The 21,327-nt window shown below is 60.1% G+C and carries 17 protein-coding genes; 4 read left to right on the forward strand and 13 right to left on the reverse strand.

Going from position 1 to position 21,327, the window contains the following annotated elements:
* The first annotated feature begins 218 nt into the window (after positions 1–218).
* Positions 219–3,716 (forward strand): DNA polymerase III subunit alpha, encoded by a 3,498-nt coding sequence (gene dnaE / locus A6U86_RS03050; protein ID WP_068385939.1) that lies wholly within the window; start codon positions 219–221, stop codon positions 3,714–3,716.
* Between the two features lie 50 nt (positions 3,717–3,766).
* Here dnaE and A6U86_RS03055 read toward each other — a convergent pair whose 3' ends face one another.
* The 3 genes from A6U86_RS03055 to A6U86_RS03065 all read right to left on the reverse strand — a co-directional run bounded on the left by A6U86_RS03055 (position 3,767) and on the right by A6U86_RS03065 (position 7,750).
* Positions 3,767–5,038 carry a L,D-transpeptidase family protein gene (locus A6U86_RS03055; RefSeq protein WP_068385941.1) on the reverse strand — a complete coding sequence of 424 codons (1,272 nt, stop codon included), beginning with the start codon at positions 5,036–5,038 and terminating at the stop codon, positions 3,767–3,769.
* A 194-nt stretch (positions 5,039–5,232) separates the two neighbouring features.
* On the reverse strand, positions 5,233–6,270 hold the full coding sequence (locus A6U86_RS03060; protein WP_068385943.1) for a GH25 family lysozyme: 1,038 nt from the start codon (positions 6,268–6,270) through the stop codon (positions 5,233–5,235).
* Between the two features lie 190 nt (positions 6,271–6,460).
* Entirely contained in the window at positions 6,461–7,750 is a 1,290-nt protein-coding gene (locus A6U86_RS03065; RefSeq protein ID WP_068385945.1) for a DNA polymerase IV, read from the reverse strand.
* An 81-nt stretch (positions 7,751–7,831) separates the two neighbouring features.
* Between A6U86_RS03065 and A6U86_RS03070 the strand changes: the two genes are divergently transcribed.
* On the forward strand, positions 7,832–8,410 hold the full coding sequence (locus tag A6U86_RS03070; RefSeq protein ID WP_068385947.1) for an acetyltransferase: 579 nt from the start codon (positions 7,832–7,834) through the stop codon (positions 8,408–8,410).
* A gap of 16 nt (positions 8,411–8,426) precedes the next feature.
* Here the strand turns inward: A6U86_RS03070 and A6U86_RS03075 are convergent, their stop codons facing one another.
* Both A6U86_RS03075 and A6U86_RS03080 read right to left on the reverse strand, forming a co-directional pair.
* Positions 8,427–9,074, reverse strand: a complete 648-nt coding sequence (locus tag A6U86_RS03075; RefSeq protein ID WP_068385948.1) for a hypothetical protein — start codon at positions 9,072–9,074, stop codon at positions 8,427–8,429.
* A 2-nt stretch (positions 9,075–9,076) separates the two neighbouring features.
* Positions 9,077–9,385 (reverse strand): DUF3572 domain-containing protein, encoded by a 309-nt coding sequence (locus tag A6U86_RS03080; RefSeq protein ID WP_068385950.1) that lies wholly within the window; start codon positions 9,383–9,385, stop codon positions 9,077–9,079.
* Between the two features lie 131 nt (positions 9,386–9,516).
* Between A6U86_RS03080 and A6U86_RS03085 the strand changes: the two genes are divergently transcribed.
* Positions 9,517–9,888 carry a response regulator gene (locus tag A6U86_RS03085; RefSeq protein ID WP_028754034.1) on the forward strand — a complete coding sequence of 124 codons (372 nt, stop codon included), beginning with the start codon at positions 9,517–9,519 and terminating at the stop codon, positions 9,886–9,888.
* 14 nt (positions 9,889–9,902) lie between these two features.
* Positions 9,903–11,276: a PleD family two-component system response regulator gene (locus A6U86_RS03090; RefSeq protein ID WP_068385952.1), complete on the forward strand. Its 1,374-nt coding sequence runs from the start codon at positions 9,903–9,905 to the stop codon at positions 11,274–11,276.
* An 814-nt stretch (positions 11,277–12,090) separates the two neighbouring features.
* Here the strand turns inward: A6U86_RS03090 and rpmG are convergent.
* The 8 genes from rpmG to plsY all read right to left on the reverse strand — a co-directional run bounded on the left by rpmG (position 12,091) and on the right by plsY (position 21,322).
* The gene (gene rpmG, locus A6U86_RS03095) at positions 12,091–12,258 is read right to left on the reverse strand and encodes a 50S ribosomal protein L33 (RefSeq protein ID WP_003547442.1); all 168 of its coding nucleotides are present in this window, start codon (positions 12,256–12,258) and stop codon (positions 12,091–12,093) included.
* A gap of 96 nt (positions 12,259–12,354) precedes the next feature.
* Positions 12,355–13,539: an MFS transporter gene (locus A6U86_RS03100; RefSeq protein ID WP_068385954.1), complete on the reverse strand. Its 1,185-nt coding sequence runs from the start codon at positions 13,537–13,539 to the stop codon at positions 12,355–12,357.
* The gene (locus A6U86_RS03105; RefSeq protein WP_068385956.1) at positions 13,532–13,765 is read right to left on the reverse strand and encodes a hypothetical protein; all 234 of its coding nucleotides are present in this window, start codon (positions 13,763–13,765) and stop codon (positions 13,532–13,534) included. The genes A6U86_RS03100 and A6U86_RS03105 overlap by 8 nt, the downstream gene beginning before the upstream one ends.
* Positions 13,766–13,845: 80 nt before the next feature.
* Entirely contained in the window at positions 13,846–14,301 is a 456-nt protein-coding gene (locus tag A6U86_RS03110) for a DUF983 domain-containing protein (RefSeq protein ID WP_068385958.1), read from the reverse strand.
* 32 nt (positions 14,302–14,333) lie between these two features.
* Positions 14,334–16,712, reverse strand: coding sequence for a ribonuclease R (gene rnr, locus A6U86_RS03115; RefSeq protein ID WP_068385960.1), 2,379 nt, complete (start codon positions 16,710–16,712; stop codon positions 14,334–14,336).
* On the reverse strand, positions 16,709–19,378 hold the full coding sequence (topA, locus tag A6U86_RS03120; RefSeq protein WP_068387770.1) for a type I DNA topoisomerase: 2,670 nt from the start codon (positions 19,376–19,378) through the stop codon (positions 16,709–16,711). The genes rnr and topA overlap by 4 nt, the downstream gene beginning before the upstream one ends.
* Before the next feature lie 175 nt (positions 19,379–19,553).
* On the reverse strand, positions 19,554–20,702 hold the full coding sequence (gene dprA / locus A6U86_RS03125) for a DNA-processing protein DprA (protein WP_068385962.1): 1,149 nt from the start codon (positions 20,700–20,702) through the stop codon (positions 19,554–19,556).
* Entirely contained in the window at positions 20,702–21,322 is a 621-nt protein-coding gene (gene plsY, locus A6U86_RS03130; RefSeq protein ID WP_198929018.1) for a glycerol-3-phosphate 1-O-acyltransferase PlsY, read from the reverse strand. The genes dprA and plsY overlap by 1 nt, the downstream gene beginning before the upstream one ends.
* Between the last annotated feature and the right edge of the window lie 5 nt (positions 21,323–21,327).

Below are 21,327 nucleotides of genomic sequence, written 5' to 3' on the forward strand. Positions count from 1 at the left end.
GTAAGGAGCGCGTAAATGACCGATATCATTCGAGACGTTGCAGCATTCACCTCCATCGTGATGTTTGTCGCCAGCTTTTCCCTCATCATGATGGCGATGTGAGTTTTATCTCTGTATGCACATGTTGCTCCCCGATTTGATGGGAGCAACTTCTGGACTTTGTCGTCCGCAATGCCGAAGATATCGCTGATTCATTTGGGCATGCGGAAGGGTACAAAATGGCGGATATTGGCGACAGCGGCGCATCTGCGGCGTCGGTCGGTGAGGCACCGGAATTCGTACATCTGCGGGTCCACTCCGCCTATTCCCTGCTTGAGGGCGCGTTGCCGCTCAAGAAGATACTGGCCAAGGCTGCCGGCGACAGTCAGCCCGCGATCGCCATCACCGATACCAATAATCTCTTTGTCGCTCTCGAGTTCGCTCAGAAGGCGATGGATGAGGGGTTGCAGCCAATCATCGGCTGCCAGGTCTCGATCGACATGGAAGATGGCGGCGAGGGCGAGAAGCGCGGGCCGCAGCAATCGCTTGTCAGGCTTCCGTCCATCGTTCTGCTCGCCGCGACGGGAAGGGGCTATGAACGCCTCGTCGATCTCATCAGCCGCGCCTACCTCGGTGGAGAAGGCAATCAGGCCGTTCACATCACTGCCGCATGGCTGGAGGAAATCGGTACCGAAGGCATGATTGCGCTTACCGGTTCGCTGGGCGGCCCGGTCGATATGGCTCTGAAAGAGGGCCATGCGCCGCAGGCCTTATCGAGGCTTCTGACCTTGAAGCGGTTGTTCGGCGACAGGCTCTATGTCGAGCTGCAGCGTCACGGCACCTATGATCGCCGTCATGAACGCAAGATGCTGACGCTCGCCTATGAGCATGACCTCCCGCTGGTTGCCACCAACGAGGCCTTCTTCCCGACGCGCGACGATTATGACGCCCATGATGCGCTGATGGCGGTCGCCCACAATGCCATCGTCTCGGACGATACGCGTTTCCGCCTGACGCCGGATCATTATCTGAAAAGCCGAGCTGACATGGCCAAGCTCTTCGCCAACCTGCCCGAAGCGCTGGAGAATACCGTCGAAATCGCCCGGCGCTGCTCCTTCGTGCTGCAAACGCGCAAACCGATCTTGCCGCGCTTCACGGGTGCCGCCGCCGATGAGGACGAGGCCGACCGTGCCGAATCTGCAGAGTTGCGCGCCCAGGCGGTCGAAGGCCTCGACCAGCGCCTGGCCTCGCTCGGCATGGCGCCGGGTTATGAAGAAAAGGATTACCGCGACCGGTTGGAATTCGAGCTCAGCGTTATCGAGGGCATGAAGTTCCCTGGTTACTTCCTGATCGTTGCCGACTTCATCAAATGGGCCAAACGCCATGACATCCCGGTCGGGCCGGGCCGCGGTTCCGGTGCCGGCTCGCTGGTCGCCTATGCGCTGACGATCACCGACGTCGATCCGCTGCGCTTCTCCTTGCTGTTCGAGCGCTTCCTCAACCCGTCGCGCGTATCCATGCCCGACTTCGACATCGACTTTTGCCAGGATCGGCGCGAAGAGGTGATCCGTTACGTGCAGGCCAAGTACGGCCGCGAGCAGGTGGCGCAGATCATCACCTTCGGTTCGCTACAGGCGCGCGCCGCCCTTCGCGACGTCGGCCGCGTGCTGGAAATGCCTTACGGCCAGGTCGACAAGATCTGCAAGCTCGTGCCGAACAACCCTGCCAATCCGACACCGCTGAGCAAGGCGATCGAGGAGGAGCCGCGTCTGCAGGAGGAGGCGGACAAGGAGCCGGTCGTCGCGCGCCTGCTCGATATCGCCCAGAAGATCGAGGGCCTCTACCGCCATGCCTCGACGCACGCCGCCGGTATCGTCATCGGCGACCGGCCGCTCTCGAAGCTCGTGCCGATGTATCGCGATCCGCGCTCCGACATGCCGGTCACCCAGTTCAACATGAAATGGGTGGAACAGGCCGGCCTGGTGAAGTTCGACTTTCTCGGCCTGAAGACGCTGACGGTGCTGAAGACGGCGGTCGATTTCGTCGCCAAGCGCGGTATTTCGATCGATCTCGCCAGCATCCCGCTCGACGACAAGAAGACCTATGACATGCTCTCGCGCGGCGAGACGGTTGGCGTGTTCCAGGTGGAAAGTGCGGGCATGCGCAAGGCCCTCATCGGCATGCGGCCTGACTGCATCGAGGACATCATCGCGCTGGTGGCGCTCTATCGCCCAGGTCCGATGGAGAATATCCCGGTCTACAACGCCCGCAAGCACGGCGAGGAAGAGATCGAATCGATCCATCCGAAGATCGACTATCTCTTGAAGGAGACGCAGGGCGTCATCGTCTACCAGGAGCAGGTGATGCAGGTCGCCCAGGTCCTGTCGGGCTATTCGCTCGGCGAGGCCGATCTTCTGCGCCGCGCCATGGGCAAGAAGATCAAGGCGGAGATGGACCAGCAGCGCGAGCGTTTCGTCGATGGCGCCGTCAAGAACGAAGTGTCCAAGGGCCAGGCCGACGTTATTTTCGATCTGCTCGCCAAGTTCGCCAATTACGGCTTCAACAAGTCGCACGCCGCCGCCTACGCCATCGTCTCCTACCAGACGGCCTTTATGAAGGCGCATTATCCGGTGGAGTTTCTGGCGGCGTCGATGACGCTCGACATGGCCAACACCGAAAAGGTCAATGACTTCCGCCAGGATGCCAAGCGCCTGGGCATCGAGGTCATCGCGCCGTCCGTCCAGACGTCGTTCCGCCATTTCGAGACCGGTGAAAACCGCATCTATTATGCGCTGGCGGCCATCAAGGGTGTCGGCGAATCGGCGGTGGAACACATTGTCGAGGTGCGCGGCGACCAGCCCTTTGCCGGCATCGAGGATTTCTGCCTGCGCATCGATCCGAAGCAGATCAACCGCCGCGTTCTCGAAAGCCTGATTTCCGCCGGCGCCTTCGATTGCTTCGACATCGACCGCGCGCAGCTGATCGGCGGGCTGGACCGGATCATGGGCTATGCCCAGGTGGCGCAGGAAAACAAGCGTAGCGGCCAGCACGACATGTTCGGAAGTGCTGCGTCCGGGCCGGAGAAAATCACCTTTCCATCCTATACCCCATGGCTAGCTTCGGAGCGCCTGCTGCGCGAGTTCCAGGTGCTCGGCTTCTATCTGACGGCCCATCCGCTCGATACCTACAAGACCGTGCTCGACAAGATGCGCGTGCAGAACTTTGCCGATTTTTCCGCTGCGGTGAAGCAGGGGGCCGGCAACGGTCGCCTCGCCGGCACGGTCATCTCGAAGCAGGAACGCAAGACGCGCACCGGCAACAAGATGGGCATCTTCGTGTTCTCCGATGCCTCGGGCCAGTTCGAAACGGTGCTTTTTTCGGAAACACTCAACCAGTACCGCGATGTCCTCGAAGTCGGAAAATCCTTCGTCATCACCGCTCAGGCGGATGAGCGACCCGAAGGCATCAGCCTGCGTCTGCAGACGGCGCAGTCGCTGGAAGAGAAGTCGCTGCAGATGCAGAAGGCGTTGCGTGTCTACGTCCGCGATTCCGGACCGCTGAAAGCGGTCGCTGCCCATCTGAATACAAGGGGGGACGGCCTCGTCTCCTTCATCGTCATCAAGGATGAGGGCTCGCGCGAAGTCGAAGTGGCATTGCCGGAGAAATACCGCATCACGCCTGAGATCGCCGCCGCATTGCGCACGGCGCCCGGTGTCATCGATGTCGAGCTCGTCTAAAGCGCGTCGCGATCCTTGAGCATCGCTCGTCGCGCTTGAGACCTTGATGCTCAGCCCTTTTTACCAAGGGCACCGTTGTTGGTGATGGTGATGAAGTCGGTCTCGTTGCCGGTTTCCGGTCCTATGCCCGTGTCCGAGATCGTCAGCGACGAACCCTGCGTCAGCAGGTCCTCGATGCGATGACGTGCCTCATCGGGAATGCTGATACGGCCGAGCGCCTGCCCGGCGGCATCGAGCGATTGCGACTGGGCCTCGCTCGTAATCCCCAGCCGTTTCTTGGTCTGCTTGCTGAGGTCTTCTTCCAGCGTCATGCCGAACCAGTCGGCCTTGCCGCTGATACGGTCGATCGCATTGGCGGTGAAGAAGTGGACGCCCAGCGCTTCCTCCGGCTCTGCAATATTCGCCGGAGCCTCGAAGAGCGGCTTGAAATTCTGGCGGACCATGATCGCACCGTTCGGCGGTTCGCCCTTGCCGGCGGCGGCATAGACCGCCTTCATCAAGGCCGGGCTGACAAGTCCACCCACCGTCTTGATATCATGCGTCTTCTTGAAATCGTCGATTGCCTGCACGGTCGCCGGACCGAGCATGCCGTCCGGCGTGCCGGCCATGAAGCCCATGCCATTCAACAGGCCCTGGAGATCGCGGACATTCTCGCGCAATCCCCGCCGGGTGATCAGAATGCTGAGTGGCGCCTGGTTTACCGGGGGAGCAACAACTGCTTGCGCGGTCGGAATTTGGATCGAGCTGACATCGTTCGTCGCGACCTGCAGCGGTTGCGCCTGCGGCAGGAAGCTTGCCGTCATCGGGCGCAATTCGATGCCGGAAAACAGAGCCGGGGGAGGTGCCGCCTGCGGCTGGAACAGCATCGAATTCTGAAAGGGCTGAGGCACCAGCGGCTGGTCGGCAATGACGACGTGTACGCCGCGCTCCGTCATCTGGTAAAGCGCCTTGGCAAAAGCCTTGGGCATGCGCACGCAGCCATGAGACGCCGGATAATTCGGAACCGAGTTGGATTCATGCAGCGCGATGCCCGACCAGGTCAGCCGTTGCATGAAGGGCATGGGCGCGGCCGAATAGAGATTGGACTCGTGATAGACCTTCTTCTCCAGGATTGAGAAGATGCCGCTCGGCGTCGTATGGCCGCGCTTGCCGGTCGAAACCTTCGATGTCGCCACCACCTGGTCGCCATCATAGACGGCAAGCGATTGCCTGTCCTTCGACACCACGATCTGCAGGGTGCGGGCATCCGATGCGGCAAGGCTAGGATGGGAAAGGGCCGTAGCTGAAAGCAGCCCAAGCCCAAGCAGGAAAAATGGCTTCATGGACACAACCAAAACGCAATACTCGTAGCGGCGAAGGTTAGACTTCGAAGTTTAAGGAAGACTTGCCGAAAGTGAATGCTTCTATCAGCACGTCGAGAATCAATGCTTCTGGATGCGAGAGACACTGGCAGAAATGCAAAAGCAGGGTGGTGAACCCTGCTTTTGCTGCAATCCATCAGTGGAAAGTGGATGTGTCAGCGTACGCTGGACGCCACCCAGTTATGCCATTCTTCCGCGCTGCCATGGAAGGCATTCAGGTCGATCCTACCGTCGACGCCATGCGAGACGCCGGAGCCGGAATATTGCCAGAACAGCCAGTTCCGGCCCGGATAGACCTTGGAAGGATGAGCGGCGACGGAGCGCAGCCAGAAAGGATAGTTGAGCAATTCACCGCGCAGGTTGTCGCGATAGAAATCCGGAGCGGTATAGACGATGGGGCGCTGGCCGTAATGTCTTTCCAGCTTGTCCATGAAGACCTGCATCTTCGCCAGAACCTGTTCGCGCGACGGCCGCCGCTTGCAGCTGGATTCGCCGTTCCATTCCACGTCAATCACCGGCGGCAGGGCGCCAGCCTCCCTTGGAACGTTGCGGATGAACCAATCGGCCTGCTCGCCGGCGGTCCGGCACCAATAGAAGAAGTGATAGGCACCATGCTTCAGGCCGGCTTGCTGGGCAGCACGCCAGTTCTTCTTGAACATCGGATCGAGATGATCGCCGCCATCGGTCGCCTTGATGTAAACGAAATTGGCACCCTGGGTGCGCAGCGTGTTCCAGTCGATGTCACCCTGCCAGCGGGAAACGTCGACGCCATGCACAGCCAGCTTCCTTGGTGAAGTCGTGCCGAAGTTGATCGGCTTGGCGTCGCGGAACTGGTGGGAATAGATCTGCATCGGCTGCTGCCGCATGGCGCGGGGCATCGGGTTTGCCGGCGAAAGCATGGCGAGCGGCCGTTGCAGCGGCATGGGAACGTCATCTCGACCCTGGTCGGATGGCAGGAACCCTTCCGGCCGGGGATCGGCAGGCAACGATGTTGCCAGCGCCTGCTGCCGCTCGACGCGCGAGACGGTTTCTCCGATTTCGACCGTCGGCACCGGCGTGCCGCTCTTTGCTATGGAGCTGGTCATTTCCTTGGAAGGCGCGCTTGACTGCGCGGCTTCGCGCTCGCCTCTGGCGGCGCAGCCCGATATCGTCAGGCAGGCAAGAAGGATGGTCGATACAGCCGATAGACGCATAGGAACCCGTACGCAAAACACAATCGACAGCCCAACAAAGCTGCCCGGAAGTTACAGAGATCGAGTCCTAATAGAAATTTACCAAGAAAGATTGAATCCGAGCTATTCGCGACGAAGAATCGCACGCACGAGGCAATTATTCGTGAGGATTCAGAATATCACTGATCGGTGACTATATAATAAGATATTGTTATTTATCGCGTTTTCCGCCGAATGTGTAACCGGTCTCGACGGTCTTGTTGCCGAATTTTTCTCGGAGCTTGTCCATGGCCGCCTCGGCTGCGGCGCGGCGTGTAGCCTGCTCGTCGATCAAATCGGGTGGATCGGCGCGTCCGGCATCGCCAAGATCGGTGACGCCGATGCCGATGAGACGGAACTTCGTACCGTCCGTTTCCGGCTCGAGCAGGCGCAAGCCGGTGCGAAAGATTCGGTCAGCGAGCTGCGTCGGGTCTTCGAGGCGGCGGTTGCGCGTCCGGCTCTTGAAATCTGATGTTTTCAGCTTCAGCACGACGGTCTGGCCGGCGATACCGCTGCGCTTCAGACGGCGCGAAACCTTCTCCGACAGATCGCGCAGGATCGGCACGAGATCATCGTAGCGGGAGATGTCTTCGAAGAAGGTGGTTTCGGCCGACACGCTTTTCGCGGCTTCATTCGGATGCACCGTGCGGTCGTCGATGCCGCGCGACAGGCGGGAAAGCCGCTGGCCGATGACACCGTAGCGGCGCATGAGGTCGCTTTCATCCATGCCCTGCAATTGGCCGATGGTGCGAATGCCGTCGCTTTCCAGCGTCGCCGCGAAGGCCTTGCCGACGCCCCAGATGGTTGTCACCGGGCGGGGCTCCAGAAACGAAACGGCCTCCTCACGGCCGATGACGGAGAAGCCGCGGGGCTTCTGCAGATCAGAGGCGACCTTGGCGAGGAACTTGCAGTAGGAGAGGCCGATGGAGATGGTGATGCCGATCTCCTGCTCCACGCGCCGCGCGAATTTCGCCAGGATACGGGCCGGCGGATCATGATGAAGCCGCTGCGTGCCGTCGAGTTCCAGAAAAGCCTCGTCGATCGAAAGCGGCTGCACCAAGGGCGTCAGATCCTGCATCATGGTGCGGATCTCCCGGCCGACTCGCACGTATTTCTCCATGTTCGGACGGATCACCACCGCCTGCGGACACGCCTCCAGGGCCTTGAACATCGGCATGGCGGAGCGAACGCCGTGAATGCGGGCGATATAGCAGGCGGTGGAGACGACGCCGCGCTTGCCGCCGCCGACAATCAGCGGCTTGTCGGCCAATTCCGGATTGTCCCGTTTTTCGATCGAGGCATAGAAGGCGTCGCAATCGATATGGGCCAGCGTCAGCCCATAGAGCTCGCGGTGATAGACGAGGCGAGGGCTGCCGCAGGCCCGGCAACGCGTACGCACGGCGGATTGCTCGCTCAAGCAATCGCGACAGAAACCGGAAATCTTGTCGAGCGTACTGGTCATCGAATGAGAACAAAAATTGAACATTGCCACTTTATGTTTTAAGTTTGCGAGTCTCAAGCGGGAAAACAGGGAGGTGGTGGAGTGGAAAATTTACGCGTGCAGCCTCTGACATGGGATCGCTGGGACGATTTCGAGGTGTTGTTCGGACCAAGCGGCGCCTGCTACGGTTGCTGGTGCACGCATTTCCGAATTCCGACATCGCAGCGCAAGACGATGGACGGAGACGCCAAGAAGCGCTTCATTCAGGACCGCGTCGCGGCGGGACCGCCACCTGGCCTCCTCGGCTATGCCGGCGAGCGCCCGGTTGCCTGGGTGCAGGTCGGGCCCCGCCTGGAGCTGCCGCAATGGAATTCGCCGAAGACGGTCTCCCGGCCGCTCGATCCGGCCGACGCCGAGGATAGCTCGGTTTGGGCGGTGAGCTGTTTCTTCATGAATTCGCGCGATCGCGGCAAGGGGTACAGCCATCGCATGCTGTCGGAGGCCATAAATTTCGCCAGGGCTTCAGGTGCGCGTCTGCTGGAGGGCTGTCCGATCGAACGCACGAAGCAGTCGAAATCCGTGGGCCTCTATGTCGGCTCGCAGCGCATATTCGAGGCGGCTGGATTCTCGGAGGTCGCCAAACGCAAGGACGGGCGCCCCCTGATGCGCCTCGTCCTTTGATATCGGGTCGATGGTTTCAGCCGCCGATGTGAGCCCTGAGCAATGGTGCCGCCTGGCTCCATTCGTTTGCTTCAGGAATGCCGGCCGGCGCTGCCGGCGCCATACGATGGACGATGGAATCAGGCTTCAGATTGATCAGGAGGCAGTCCGGAACATGTTCGCCAACCGAATGCAGATTGTGCGCCATGTCGTCGACGAAGACGACCGGCAATGCGCGCCTTGCATGCAGCGACCGGACGATCGGCCCTTTCGGCTGCAGCGATGCAAGCAATGGATAGTCAAGTCCGAGCCGGTCGAGAAGGCGGCGCCGTTGAGCCCAGTATTGCGGCGGCATGGCCGTCAGGAAAACGATGTCGGCATCCTTGGAAAAGTCGCCAAGCGTATCGACGACAAGATCAAGGGGCGTCTGCCATTGCTCCTGCGCTTCGAAGAAGGCCTCGATCAGCCGGTGGACGTCCTTTTCCTCCAGCGCCGTTCCGTTGGCCCTGGAGATGATGTTGCCGGTGAGCCTGAAGGATCGCGGCAGGAACTCATGGCCTTCACCGTCGAGGAAGGTCAGGAAAGGTGCGAAGAAATGCAAAACGACATCGTCGACATCACAGACGATCAGCGGCCGATCCTGGAGACGGATATGCGATGTATCGAATTCGAGCGGTGCATCCATGATCAATATTCTCCGGAGGCCAGGCCGGGCGGCGAGAAATGCGCCGATGCAGCAGCGACCGCCTCCGGCGGAATGCCGTTGGCTTCGCAAAAGGCCAGCAATGTCGGTTCGTGGTTCATCAGGAAGTCCAGCATGCCCGCGAGAAAGGCGGGTTCGTTGATGGCGTTGCGCACCTGCGCCGGTTCAACTCCGGTCAGGGCCAGAAAGCGGCTGAACATATCCGGTTCGTTCGCCAGCCAGCCGAGTACGGCAATGGCTGTCTCTTGCGGCTCAGCCGCATTCTTCTTCGGGTTCTTGAAGTTACTTTGCATTTTGAAGGGTGAGTTACCTATTTTTCAACCAAATCCCGGTAGTATGCGATTCAAGTATTTGTGGAATCGGTTCCTCGCGACCCTATATTTCGAGAGAATGGATGCAATACCGGATGCAGGGACATCTCTCCATGCCTAAACAGGTAATGATTGTAGAAGACAATGAGCTGAATATGAAGCTCTTTCGCGATCTGATCGAGGCGTCCGGTTATACGACGATCCAGACCCGAAACGGTATGGAAGCGCTTGATCTTGCTCGTAAACATCGCCCAGATCTCATTCTGATGGACATCCAGCTTCCGGAGGTTTCCGGGCTGGAGGTGACAAAATGGCTGAAGGAGGATGATGATCTGCATGTCATTCCCGTCATCGCGGTCACGGCCTTTGCCATGAAGGGTGATGAGGAGCGCATTCGCCAGGGCGGATGCGAAGCCTATGTCTCGAAGCCGATTTCCGTGCCGAAATTCATCGAGACCATTAAAACTTATCTGGGCGACGCCTGACGTAGGAAGAACGAATGACCGCCCGCATCCTGGTAGTCGACGATATCCCGGCAAATGTGAAGCTTCTGGAAGCGCGGTTGCTGGCTGAATATTTCGAGGTGCTGACCGCCGAAGATGGTTTGCAGGCGCTCGCCATCTGCGCGCGTGCCCAGGTCGATCTTATTCTCCTCGACATCATGATGCCCGGCATGGATGGATTCGAGGTGTGTGAGCGCCTGAAGTCCGATCCCCGCACCGCTCATATTCCCGTAGTCATGGTCACCGCACTCGATCAGCCGACCGACCGGGTGCGCGGCCTGAAGGCCGGCGCTGACGATTTTCTGACCAAGCCGGTCAACGATTTGCAGCTTATTTCCCGCGTCAAGAGCCTGTTGCGCCTGAAGACACTGAGCGACGAACTGTCCATGCGCAACGAAACGGCGCGCAATTTCGGCATCGATGATCTGCTGCGTGCCGGCGATGGCCGCGCCGAAGAAACCGGACAAGTGCTCCTGGTGGACGGCCGCGCCAACTCGCAGGAACGCATCATCCGCACGCTCAAGCCGATCGCGGAAGTCGTCGCCATGTCCGATCCGCAGGCGGCCTTGTTCGAGGCGGCGGAACGGCCGTTCGAACTGGTCATCGTCAACTCGAATTTTGATGATTACGATCCGCTGCGGCTCTGCTCGCAGCTTCGCTCGCTGGAGCGTACGCGCTTCCTGCCGGTGCTATTGGTGACAGAGCAGGGGGCAGACGACATGATCGTCCGTGCCCTCGATCTCGGCGTCAATGATTATATCGTCCGCCCGGTCGATCCGAACGAGCTGGTGGCCCGCTGCCTGACGCAGATACGCCGCAAGCGCTATAATGATCGCCTCCGCGCCAGCGTGCAGCAGACCATCGAACTTGCCGTCACCGACGCACTCACCGGCCTGAACAACAGGCGGTACCTGGACAATCACCTGAAGATTCTTTTCGATCGGTCGCTGGCCCGGGCCCGCCCGCTCTCTGTTCTCATCGCCGATATCGATCGCTTCAAACTAGTCAACGACACCTACGGTCATGATGCCGGTGACGAAGTGCTCAAGGAGTTCGCTTCCCGTATCCGCTCGACGGTACGCGGTGCCGATCTGGCTTGCCGCTACGGCGGCGAGGAATTCGTTGTCGTCATGCCGGATACGACCGCCGACATTGCCGCCGCCGTCGCAGAGCGCCTGCGCGCTGCGGTAGAAAATATGCCGGTCAAGCTGCGGGATGCAGGTGCCACACTTAACATCACGGCTTCCTTCGGTATCTCGTCCCGTTTGGAGACAATCGAGACACCGGAACAGTTGATGAAGCAGGCCGATCTTGCTCTTTATGAGGCAAAAAGGGCGGGGCGCAACAGAGTCGTCGCTTCGGCCGCCTGACCGGAAATAGGCCATAATAGGGTTGGTTTTCCCATGAATATTGGGGACTTGCCGAGACGTAGAATGAAGATTAATTATTTTTAATCTTCTGATGAGGGCGACTGGAGCGCAGATCTTGCGTGGCGTTGAGCCTCGTGTTTTTACTTCAGAATTGAAAGAGAAACTGCATTTCGTCCCTGTTTTGTGACAAAGTCAGTTAGGTTGCTCTATAGTCATGATTTCCTGCCGACTTTCGAGGAAAGAGGCCGAAAAGAGACTAAATTTCATTTGAAAAGCATTATCGCGCATAGATATGCTTAGATGGCTGTATTTAGATTTTGTCTCAAATACGAAGGTTGTTGGTTTTTTCTTGGAGGATATTCAATTTTGATTTGTTAATTCTATGGGAAATTTCTGTCGGTGGTGACGTGAATTTTAACCATCCCAGCAGACGGGTATTTTTCATCATTAAGAATTTGTTGATTTTCTTTTGATTTCGCGCGAATTTAGTCCCGTACAGAGACAGCCCATAAGGGTTTCCAGATACCCCATGATGCTCAGGTCCGCCGCATCTCCTGGGTCGTGGGGTCGGTCGGCTGGCATGCAAATTACAACGGTTCCTCGTGCCGTTTTGCAGGCTAGCCGGCCCCCGAATTCAAAACGCCGCTCTTCGATTTTCGAAGGCGGCGTTTTTCTTTTTGGAGATGCTGACGGTGCATTTTCAAATCATGTCGGGCGGCAAAACGCGATCGGATTTTTACGGGAACGACACTCCGAAAACGAAAAAGGCGCAAGCCCGGAGGCTGCGCCTTTTGTAACCTGAAGTTTAGGAAACTTACTTGATCTTCGTTTCCTTGAACTCGACATGCTTCTTAGCAACCGGGTCGTACTTCGTCTTCGTCATCTTGTCCGTCATCGTACGGCTGTTCTTCGTCGTGACGTAGAAGAAACCAGTGTCGGCCGTCGACAGCAGCTTGATCTTGATTGTGGTAGCCTTGGCCATAGTCGTCCTGCCTTTAATAAAAATGAACGCCGTGGACGGCCAGTGCGGTGGTCCACGGCGAATTCTGGCGCGAAAATACAAATCGCGCCCGAAAAGTCAACCTCTGTTGCCCATGAAAAGCAGTCGTATCCCCGAAAGCAGGACATAAAGGCCGAAGAAAAAGGCCACAGCCCAGGCAAAGCCACTGGGATTGACCAAATCCATGGCAGTGCCGATCGTCGGCGGCCCGAGAACCATGCCGATCGCATAGCAGAAAACGAAGGCCGCGTTGGCGGCCACAAGGTCTGCGCCGGTCAGCCGTGTACCCAGGTGGCTGAGGCCGACAGTGTACATGCCGGAAACGCAACCGCCCCAGAAGAGCAGGATGACGGCGAGGATAATCCAGTTCGACGACAGGGATGGCAGCAACAGCGCGCCAACCAGGCCGATGGTGGCCATGATCGACAGCAATGGCCGCTTGTCGCGCATGCGGTCGGCCAGCAGCCCGAGCGGGATCTGAAACACGAAATTGCCGATACCCATGACGGTCAGCAGCAATGCGGCCTGCGATTCGTTGAAGCCCAGGCGGGTGGCATAGCTGGTAAACAGCGACCCGCCGCCAACGGTCACGGCGCCGAACACGAACACGGCCGCAGTGGCCGTCGGCACCAGGAAGATATAGCGGACGAAATGCAGTTCGGGCTTCTCGTCAACAACGGGACTTTCGTTGCGGGCGATGAAGATCGGGATCGCTGCCGCCAGAATGATGCAGGCGCCAATGAGGAAGGGCATGAGGCCTTCGCTGCCGACAAGCGAGAAGAGCAGGGGGCCGGCCGCAAAGCCAAGCGAGAACACCGTGGAATAGAGGCCGAGTACGAAACCGCGCTTTGATGGTGGCGAGGCCGCATTGATCCAGAATTCCGACAGGATGAAGAGGGTGGTCGTCGAGCCGTGGAACAGGATGCGCAGGGGGAACCACAGAAGCAGGTTATCCGCGTAATAAAAGCCCAACGAGCTCAGAGCGGAAAGTATGACCGCCCAGATCATCGTCTGCACGACGCCGAAGCGATGCGCGAGCTTGGTGGTGATGATAGCCGCGAGCATGGCCGCTATGCCCATCATCGCCGTGTTGAGGCCGATCAGGCTTGAGGAGACGCCGCGCTTCTCCAGAATGATGCTCAGCAGCGGCAGGCCCAGGCCAATGGCAATGCCCACGGCGGATACGGACGCGATGGCGGCGACGAGCGAAGGCCAGTGAATTTCTTCGACATGGCCGGCCTTGCCGTTCGTCGGTTCAAGCATAAACTGATCCCTGGAGCATGAGGCAGGCGAATCGATGACGATACGCAACATAGAAAGGCACGGCTCGGCCAAATTCAGGTGACGGGTCGGCTTTCATGAGATCGGTCATATCCCCCAGAATGATCCTTTCGATGCCCGGCATGTTCAGACAAGAAAAGCGGTTCATGTCAAGCCGTTGCCGCCGAAGCAGCGTGCGCGAATCACGAATATCCGGGAAATCGATCATGGTTCTAGCTGGGGGAGAGCAATAACGTGAAACAACCGCGGTCTCCCGAGCAGACCGATGTGACAGGCTTGCGGGCATGGTCACGACCGCTCGTTTCCCTGATCCCATTCGTCCGGGCTGTCGTCGTGGCCGCCGAAGCCATGCATGCGCAGCGCCCATTGCAGGCCGATCACGCCACCCTTGATGGGCTGTATGATCGCAAGGGCCGCTATGACCGTGATCGGCGCCCAGATGGCAAGATGGACCCACATGGGCAGATTGAAGGCCATGTCCGTCATCATGTAGCCGCCGACGATGATGTGGCCGAGAACGAAGATCACCAGGTAAGGCGGCAGATCATCGGCTCGTTGATGGAAGATCTCTTCGCCGCAAACCGCACAATTGTCGACTGGCTTCAGGAAGGTGCGAAAGAGTTTGCCCGTCCCGCAGCGCGGGCAGCGGTTGAGCATGCCGCGGGAAATCGACCGGGCGACCGGGCGCTCGCTTTCGTCGGTGCCGCCGTAGCGGATGGGGGAATCGGATGGGCTGCCCGTCATGAATGCTCTTCCTTACTGCCGGCAGCCAGCTTTTATCGGCGGCCGCGCGGTGGTCTCGTGCCCGGCGTCTTGCGCGCCTGGTTCTGATTGCGACGGGTCGCCTTGTGGAAAGAGCGTACCGCCGTCGGCAACGACCGTCCGTCACTCAGCATCTCGAAGCGCAGGGCACCTGCAAGCGGTACGGCTTCCACCAGCCGCACGGTCACCTCGTCGCCAAGGCGATAGCCGAGCCCGGTCTTTTCTCCCGTCAGCGCCTGATGTGCCTCATCATAGATGAAGTAGTCGGTGCCGAGCGTAGATATAGGGATGAAACCATCCGCTCCATAGTCGGGCAGGGTAACAAAAAGTCCCGACTTGGTAACACCGCCGACGCGCGCCTCGAATTCCGCGCCGACCTTGCCGGCCAGATGATGGGCGATGAGCCGGTCGACAGTTTCGCGTTCGGCGGCCATGGCGCGACGCTCGAAGGTCGAGATCTCGGCGGCGATGTCATCGAGCACCGCTTCCTCATCCGGCGTGATGCCGCCTTCACCGAAGCCGAGCGAGCCGACGAGCGCGCGATGCACGATCAGATCCGCATAGCGGCGGATCGGCGAGGTGAAATGGGCGTACTTCATCAGGTTCAGGCCGAAGTGCCCGATATTGTCGGGGCTGTAGATTGCCTGGCTCTGTGAGCGCAGCACCATCTCGTTGACCATGGTTTGATGCGGCGTACCCTCGGCCTTCGCCAGAATGCCGTTAAAGCTGTTGGCCCGGACATTGCCGCCCTTGGCGAGCACTATGTCGAGGGTCTTGAGGAATTCGCGCAGCACTTCCTGCTTGGCGAGCGTCGGACCGTCATGGATGCGGTAGATGAGTACCTGCTTCCTCTTTTCCAGCGTCTCGGCGGCAGCGACGTTCGCCTGGATCATCATTTCTTCGATCAGCTTGTGTGCATCGAGGCGTGGCGGCACGAAGACGCGGTCGACTGTGCCATCCTCCTTCAAAAGGATCTTGCGCTCGGGCATGTCGAGTTCCAGCGGCTGACGCCGCTCGCGGCCCTTCTTCATGATCTCATAGGCGTGCCACAGCGGCTTCAGGATCGGCTCCAGCATCGGCCCGGTCTTGTCATCGGGCTGGCCGTCGATGGCGGCCTGCGCCTGCTGATAGGAAAGCTTGGCGGCACTCTTCATCATGATGCGATGGAAGGTATGGCCTGCCTTGCGGCCTTCCCTGGAGAAGATCATCCGGACGGCGAGGGCGGGGCGGTCGACGCCTTCCTTCAGCGAGCAAAGATCGTTGGAGATGCGCTCAGGCAGCATCGGGACGACCCGGTCGGGGAAATACACGGAGTTGCCGCGCTTCAGAGCCTCGCGGTCGAGCGACGAATGGGGGCGTACATACCAGGAGACGTCGGCAATGGCGACAGTGACAACAACGCCATCGGGATTGTCGGGCGATGGGTCCATCTCGGCATAGACGGCATCGTCATGGTCCTTGGCGTCGGCCGGATCAATGGTGATCAGCGGCAGGCTGCGCCAGTCCTCGCGATGCGACATCGTCGCGGGCTTGGCCGCATCGGCCTCGGCGATCACGGCGGCCGGGAAGACATGCGGAATGCCATGGGCATGAATGGCGATCATCGAGATCGCCTTTTCGGAAGCGACGGAGCCAACGACCGAGAGAACCTTGGCGCGCGGCAGGCCGAAACGGCCAAGACGGGCGACTTCGACCTCGACGAGATCACCATCCTTGGCGTCGCCGGTATAGTCCGGATCGATCACCATTTCTTCGCCGCGCCGCTCGATCGGCATCAGCCGACCGCCGCCGCCCGGCGTCTCGCGGAAGACGCCCATGCTGGCGCCCTTGCGCTTGTCGATAACCTTGATGATGCGTGCCGTATAGGCCGGGCCGCCACGATCCACCGCCGCAAAGATCTTGGCGAGAACGCGGTCGCCCATGCCGGCGACCGGCGCCTTGCCCTTGCCATTGCGGCCGGCTGGTGAGGAGGACTGCTTGATCATCACGGCCGGTGCCACGCCGTTCTCATCAGCCCAATCGGCCGGGCGGCCGATCAATCCGCCATCCTTGTCGCGGGTCGTGATATCGAGAACGGTGATCGGCGGCAGCGCGCCCGGGCGGATGAGCGACTTGCGGCTCTTCTGAACCATCCCGTCTTCTTCGAGCTCTCGCAGCAAGCTCTTCAGCGCGATGCGGCTTTCACCCTTCAGGCCGAAGGCCTTTGCAAGTTCACGCTTGGAAGCCTGCTCGGGATGTTCTGCAATGAAACGAAGAATGACTTCGCGCGGCGGCAGGGTGCCGTGCACGATCGCCATCATCGGCTCGGTGTCGCCGCTGGCCTTACCGGCGCGGCCGGGCTTGCCGGAACGACGTTCCGACGATGGATTCCTGCCGCGCGGTTCTCTGCTCACTCTGCACTCTTCTTTTTCGCTGCCGTCTTGGCCGCGGGCTTCTTTGCAGCAGCCTTCGGCTTGGCGGTCGTCTTTGTCGCTTTTGCGCCGGCTGCCGCGGTCTTTGCCTTGGCGGGAGCCTTTTTCGTTGTAGTGCCGCTCTTGCCGGCTTTCGCAACGATCAGAGCGAGGGCCTCCTCGACTGTGATCGCCTGCGGGTCGGTGCCCTTCGGCAGGGTGGCGTTGACTTTGCCCCAGTTGACATAGGGGCCGTATTTCCCGTCACGAACGGTGATAGAGCCGCCGCCGTCCGGATGGGCGCCGAGATCCTTCAGTGCTGCCGGCGTGCCGCCGCGTGCTCCGCCACCCTTGCTCTGCTTTTCGGCAAGCAAGGTCACGGCGCGGTTCAGGCCGACGGTGAACACGTCTTCGACGGTCTCGAGGTTGGCATAGCTGCCGTCATGCAGCAGGAAGGGACCGTAACGTCCGATGCCGGACGAGATCATCTTGCCGCTTTCCGGATGCTTGCCGATATCGCGGGGCAGCGAGATCAACGCCATCGCCTTCTCGTAGTCGATATCCTCAGGCTTCCAGCCCTTCGGCAGCGACGAGCGCTTGGCCTCCTTGCCATCGCCGCGCTGGATATAAGGTCCGAATCGGCCTGAGCGCAGTGTCAGCTCTTCGCCGGTAACCGGATCCTGGCCGAGTACCTTCGGTTCATTCAGCCCTGTGGATTCTGCTTCCGCACCGCCTTCCGAAGAAAGCTGGCGCGTATAGTTGCATTCCGGATAGTTTGAGCAGCCGACGAAGGCGCCGTATTTGCCGAGCTTCAGCGACAGGTTGCCCGTGCCGCAGACCTGGCAGATGCGTGGATCGCTGCCGTCTTCGCGCTTCGGGAAGACCAGCGGCGCCAGCGCCTCGTTGAGAGCGTCGAGCACATTGGTGACGCGCAACTCCTTGGTGTCCTCGATCTGGGCGAAGAAATCGCGCCAGAAATCGCGCAGAACGTCCTTCCAGTTCAGCTCGCCGGCGGAAATGCGGTCGAGCTTTTCTTCGAGATCGGCGGTGAAGTCGTATTCGACGTATTTGGTGAAGAAGCTTTCGAGGAAAGCGGTCACCAGCCGGCCCTTGGCTTGCGGCACCAGCTTGCGCTTGTCGATCGTGACATAGTCGCGGTCGCGCAGCGTCGCCAGCGTCGCCGCATAGGTCGACGGGCGGCCGATGCCCAGCTCTTCCATCTTCTTGATCAGCGATGCTTCCGAATAGCGCGGCGGCGGTTCGGTGAAGTGCTGGGTCGAATTGATCTTCTGCTTGGCGAGATTTTCGCGGGCATTGATCTCCGGCAGACGACCATCTTCGTCGTCGGCATCGTCGCTCTGCTCGCCGTCTTCCTTCTGGTCGGTATAGGCGGCGATGAAGCCGTCGAAGCGGATCACCGAGCCGACGGCGCGCAGTCCGGCCTTCTCGCCAGCCTTATCAGCCAGAATCTCGACGGTGGTGCGCTCGATCTCTGCCGAGGCCATCTGGCTGGCAATGCCGCGCTTCCAGATCAGGTCATACAATCTCAGCTGGTCGGCATCGAGGTATTTGCGGACGTGGTCGGGCGTGCGATCGAAGCCGGTCGGGCGGATCGCTTCATGCGCTTCCTGCGCGTTCTTAGCCTTGGTCGAATAGAAGCGTGCCTTTTCCGGCAGGTAGCGGTTGCCGAATTGGTCGGCGATTGCGACGCGAGCCGCATCGATCGCTTCCGGCGCCATCTGCACGCCGTCGGTACGCATATAGGTGATGAGACCGACCGTCTCGCCGCCGATGTCGACGCCTTCATAAAGCTTCTGCGCTACCTGCATGGTGCGCGAAGCGGAGAAGCCGAGCTTGGAGGAGGCGGCCTGCTGCAAGGTGGAGGTGGTGAAAGGCGGGCTCGGATTGCGTCTGACGGGCTTTGCCTCGACGGTGTCGACGACATAGGTCGCACCTTCCAGCAATGCCTTCAGCTTGCCGGCTTCTTCGCCGTTGCCGATTGCGCGTGGCTGCAGACGCTTGCCACCGGCGGATACGAGACGAGCTTCGAATTCGTCGCCGCGCGGCGTCTTCAGGATCGCCGAGAGGTTCCAGTATTCTTCCGAGATGAAGCGCTCGATCTCGGATTCACGATCGCAAACCAGGCGAAGTGCGACGGACTGCACGCGGCCGGCCGAACGGGCGCCGGGCAGCTTGCGCCACAGCACCGGCGACAGATTGAAGCCGACGAGATAATCAAGCGCACGGCGGGCGAGGTAGGCATCGACCAGCGGCACGTCGATGTCGCGCGGGTCGGCCATCGCGTCAAGCACGGCCTTCTTGGTGATGGCGTTGAAGACGACGCGCTTGACGGGCTTGCCGTTGATGACACGCTTCTTGTTGAGCAGGTCGAGCACATGCCAGGAAATCGCTTCACCTTCGCGATCCGGGTCGGTCGCGAGGAACAGGGCGTCGGAGGATTTCACCGCATCGGCGATGTCCTTCATGCGCTTTTGCGAAGCGCCATCGACTTCCCAGAGCATTTCGAAATCCTGGTCCGGCAGTACCGAACCGTCTTTGGCGGGCAGGTCACGCACATGGCCGAAGGAGGCAAGAACCTTATATCCGGGTCCCAGATATTTGTTGATTGTCTTAGCCTTGGCAGGCGATTCCACCACTACAACGTTCATCATCAAGTCTCTGAATACGAGGTCGTGCCGAAACAAGGCACTGGAGAAGCCGGGCTTTTCCGTCTTCCCGGCCTTCCGACATGGACAGGGAATTCGTCGCGGTCAAGAGGCGAAGTCGATTTTTGCCACCGACGCAGCGATGCGAAGCTTAGAATTGGTATGCGTGTCACAGTTTTCAATCCAGCATGGAGATCGACACCAGCCCGCCGGGGTGGCGGTGCAGTCGTCCAGCCATGTCCAGCTCGAGAAGGACAGAGTGAACAGCGGATACCGGTAGGCCGGTATGCCTGACGATGTCGTCGATCTCGACCGGTGTCGGCCCGAGTGCGTCGACGATGTAGTCACGCTCGGCATCGTCGGGCGGCACGGAGAGCGGCTTGCTCCGTTCGATCGGAGCTTCGACAGGGCGCGGGCGGAAGAGATCCGGCTCGGCCAGCGGCCGCAAGGCGTCGACGATATCGCCCGGGGTGGTCACGATCATCGCGCCGTCCTTCAACAGACCGTTGGTGCCCTCGCAGCGCGGGTCGAGCGGCGAACCCGGAACGGCAAAGACCAGCCGGCCAAATTCGCCGGCAAGACGCGCGGTGATCAGCGAGCCTGAGCGGGTCGCGGCCTCGACGATGACGACACCGAGCGAAATGCCCGATATCAGCCGGTTACGGCGCGGGAAGTCGCGTGCCCGCGGCTCCCATCCGAACGGCATCTCGCTGACGGCAAGCCCGTTTCCATTCCATATGTCGTTGAGAAGGCCAATATTCTCCGGCGGGTAGGGCTGATCAAGACCGCCGGCCATCGCGGCGATGGTCCCCGTTTCGAGGCTGGCGCGATGGGCGGCCGTATCAATACCACGCGCAAGCCCGGAGACGACGGCATAACCGGCCTCGCCGCAGGCGCGGGCGATCATGGCAGTGAACTTTGCCCCGCTGATCGAGGCATTGCGCGAGCCGACGATGCCGATAGAAGGTCGCGTCGCCGCCGGGATATTACCTTTGACCGTCAGGAGAGGCGGCGCCCCGTCGATCTCCCTTAGCGCCGGCGGATAATCCGGCTCGCCGATGCCCACGAAGCGTGCGCCGAAGCGATGTACAGCTTCCAGCTCGCGCAGAGCGTCTCGCTCGTCGGCAATGCGGATCGCTCGCGTCGAGCCGCCGCGCTGGGAAAGTTCCGGCAGCATCGCAAGTGCTGCTTCTGCCGAGCCATAATGATTGATGAGATCGCGAAAGGTGGATGGTCCGACATTGTCGGAGCGGATCAGCCTGAGCCAGGCAATCCTTTGTTTTTCGGTCAGCGCAACTCCGGTCCGTCTTGCGCTGCCTGCGTCCATTATCCCTTTGCTCCGATCTTGCCTTCCGTTCCGGCGGTCAGCCTGATGATATTGGCCCTGTGCTTGTACCAGGAGATGACCGTCATCAACGCCATGACGGCGGCGATCTTGTCGACGCCCAATATCCACAATACAACCGGGATGACAAGGGTTGCAACCAATGCGGAAAGCGAGGAATAACGGGTGGTGAAGGCAATGACCAGCCAGACGATGGCGAAGATCAGGGCCATCAGCGGCGCCAGACCGAGCAGGATGCCGAGATAGGTCGCAACGCCCTTGCCGCCCTTGAAGCCGATCCAGACCGGGAAGATGTGGCCGATGAAGGCCGCGAAGCCGGCAAGCACACCGGCATCCTCACCAAAGAAATGGGCTGTTATCAGAACGGCGGCTGTGCCCTTGAAGGCATCGAGCAGCAGCGTCGCAGCCGCAAGCCACTTGTTACCGGTGCGAAGGACGTTTGTCGCGCCGATATTGCCCGAGCCGATATTGCGGACGTCGCCGAGGCCAGCCATGCGCGTCAGCAACAGGCCGAAGGGGATGGAGCCGAGCAGGTAGCCGATGACGATGGCTGCCAGCAATGTCTGCGGGGTGAGCTGCCAAGTCCAGAAATCCGCCATCACGTCTT

It is taken from the genome of Rhizobium sp. AC27/96 (genome assembly GCF_001692325.1).
Lineage (GTDB): Bacteria > Pseudomonadota > Alphaproteobacteria > Rhizobiales > Rhizobiaceae > Rhizobium.

Coding starts and splice junctions, on each gene's coding strand:
- dnaE (WP_068385939.1), top strand. CDS start 219: ATGGCGGATATTGGCGACAGCGGCGCATCTGCGGCGTCGGTCGGTGAG.
- A6U86_RS03055 (WP_068385941.1), bottom strand. CDS start 5,038: ATGAAGCCATTTTTCCTGCTTGGGCTTGGGCTGCTTTCAGCTACGGCC.
- A6U86_RS03060 (WP_068385943.1), bottom strand. CDS start 6,270: ATGCGTCTATCGGCTGTATCGACCATCCTTCTTGCCTGCCTGACGATA.
- A6U86_RS03065 (WP_068385945.1), bottom strand. CDS start 7,750: ATGACCAGTACGCTCGACAAGATTTCCGGTTTCTGTCGCGATTGCTTG.
- A6U86_RS03075 (WP_068385948.1), bottom strand. CDS start 9,074: ATGGATGCACCGCTCGAATTCGATACATCGCATATCCGTCTCCAGGAT.
- A6U86_RS03080 (WP_068385950.1), bottom strand. CDS start 9,385: ATGCAAAGTAACTTCAAGAACCCGAAGAAGAATGCGGCTGAGCCGCAA.
- A6U86_RS03085 (WP_028754034.1), top strand. CDS start 9,517: ATGCCTAAACAGGTAATGATTGTAGAAGACAATGAGCTGAATATGAAG.
- A6U86_RS03090 (WP_068385952.1), top strand. CDS start 9,903: ATGACCGCCCGCATCCTGGTAGTCGACGATATCCCGGCAAATGTGAAG.
- rpmG (WP_003547442.1), bottom strand. CDS start 12,258: ATGGCCAAGGCTACCACAATCAAGATCAAGCTGCTGTCGACGGCCGAC.
- A6U86_RS03100 (WP_068385954.1), bottom strand. CDS start 13,539: ATGCTTGAACCGACGAACGGCAAGGCCGGCCATGTCGAAGAAATTCAC.
- A6U86_RS03105 (WP_068385956.1), bottom strand. CDS start 13,765: ATGATCGATTTCCCGGATATTCGTGATTCGCGCACGCTGCTTCGGCGG.
- A6U86_RS03110 (WP_068385958.1), bottom strand. CDS start 14,301: ATGACGGGCAGCCCATCCGATTCCCCCATCCGCTACGGCGGCACCGAC.
- topA (WP_068387770.1), bottom strand. CDS start 19,378: ATGAACGTTGTAGTGGTGGAATCGCCTGCCAAGGCTAAGACAATCAAC.
- dprA (WP_068385962.1), bottom strand. CDS start 20,702: ATGGACGCAGGCAGCGCAAGACGGACCGGAGTTGCGCTGACCGAAAAA.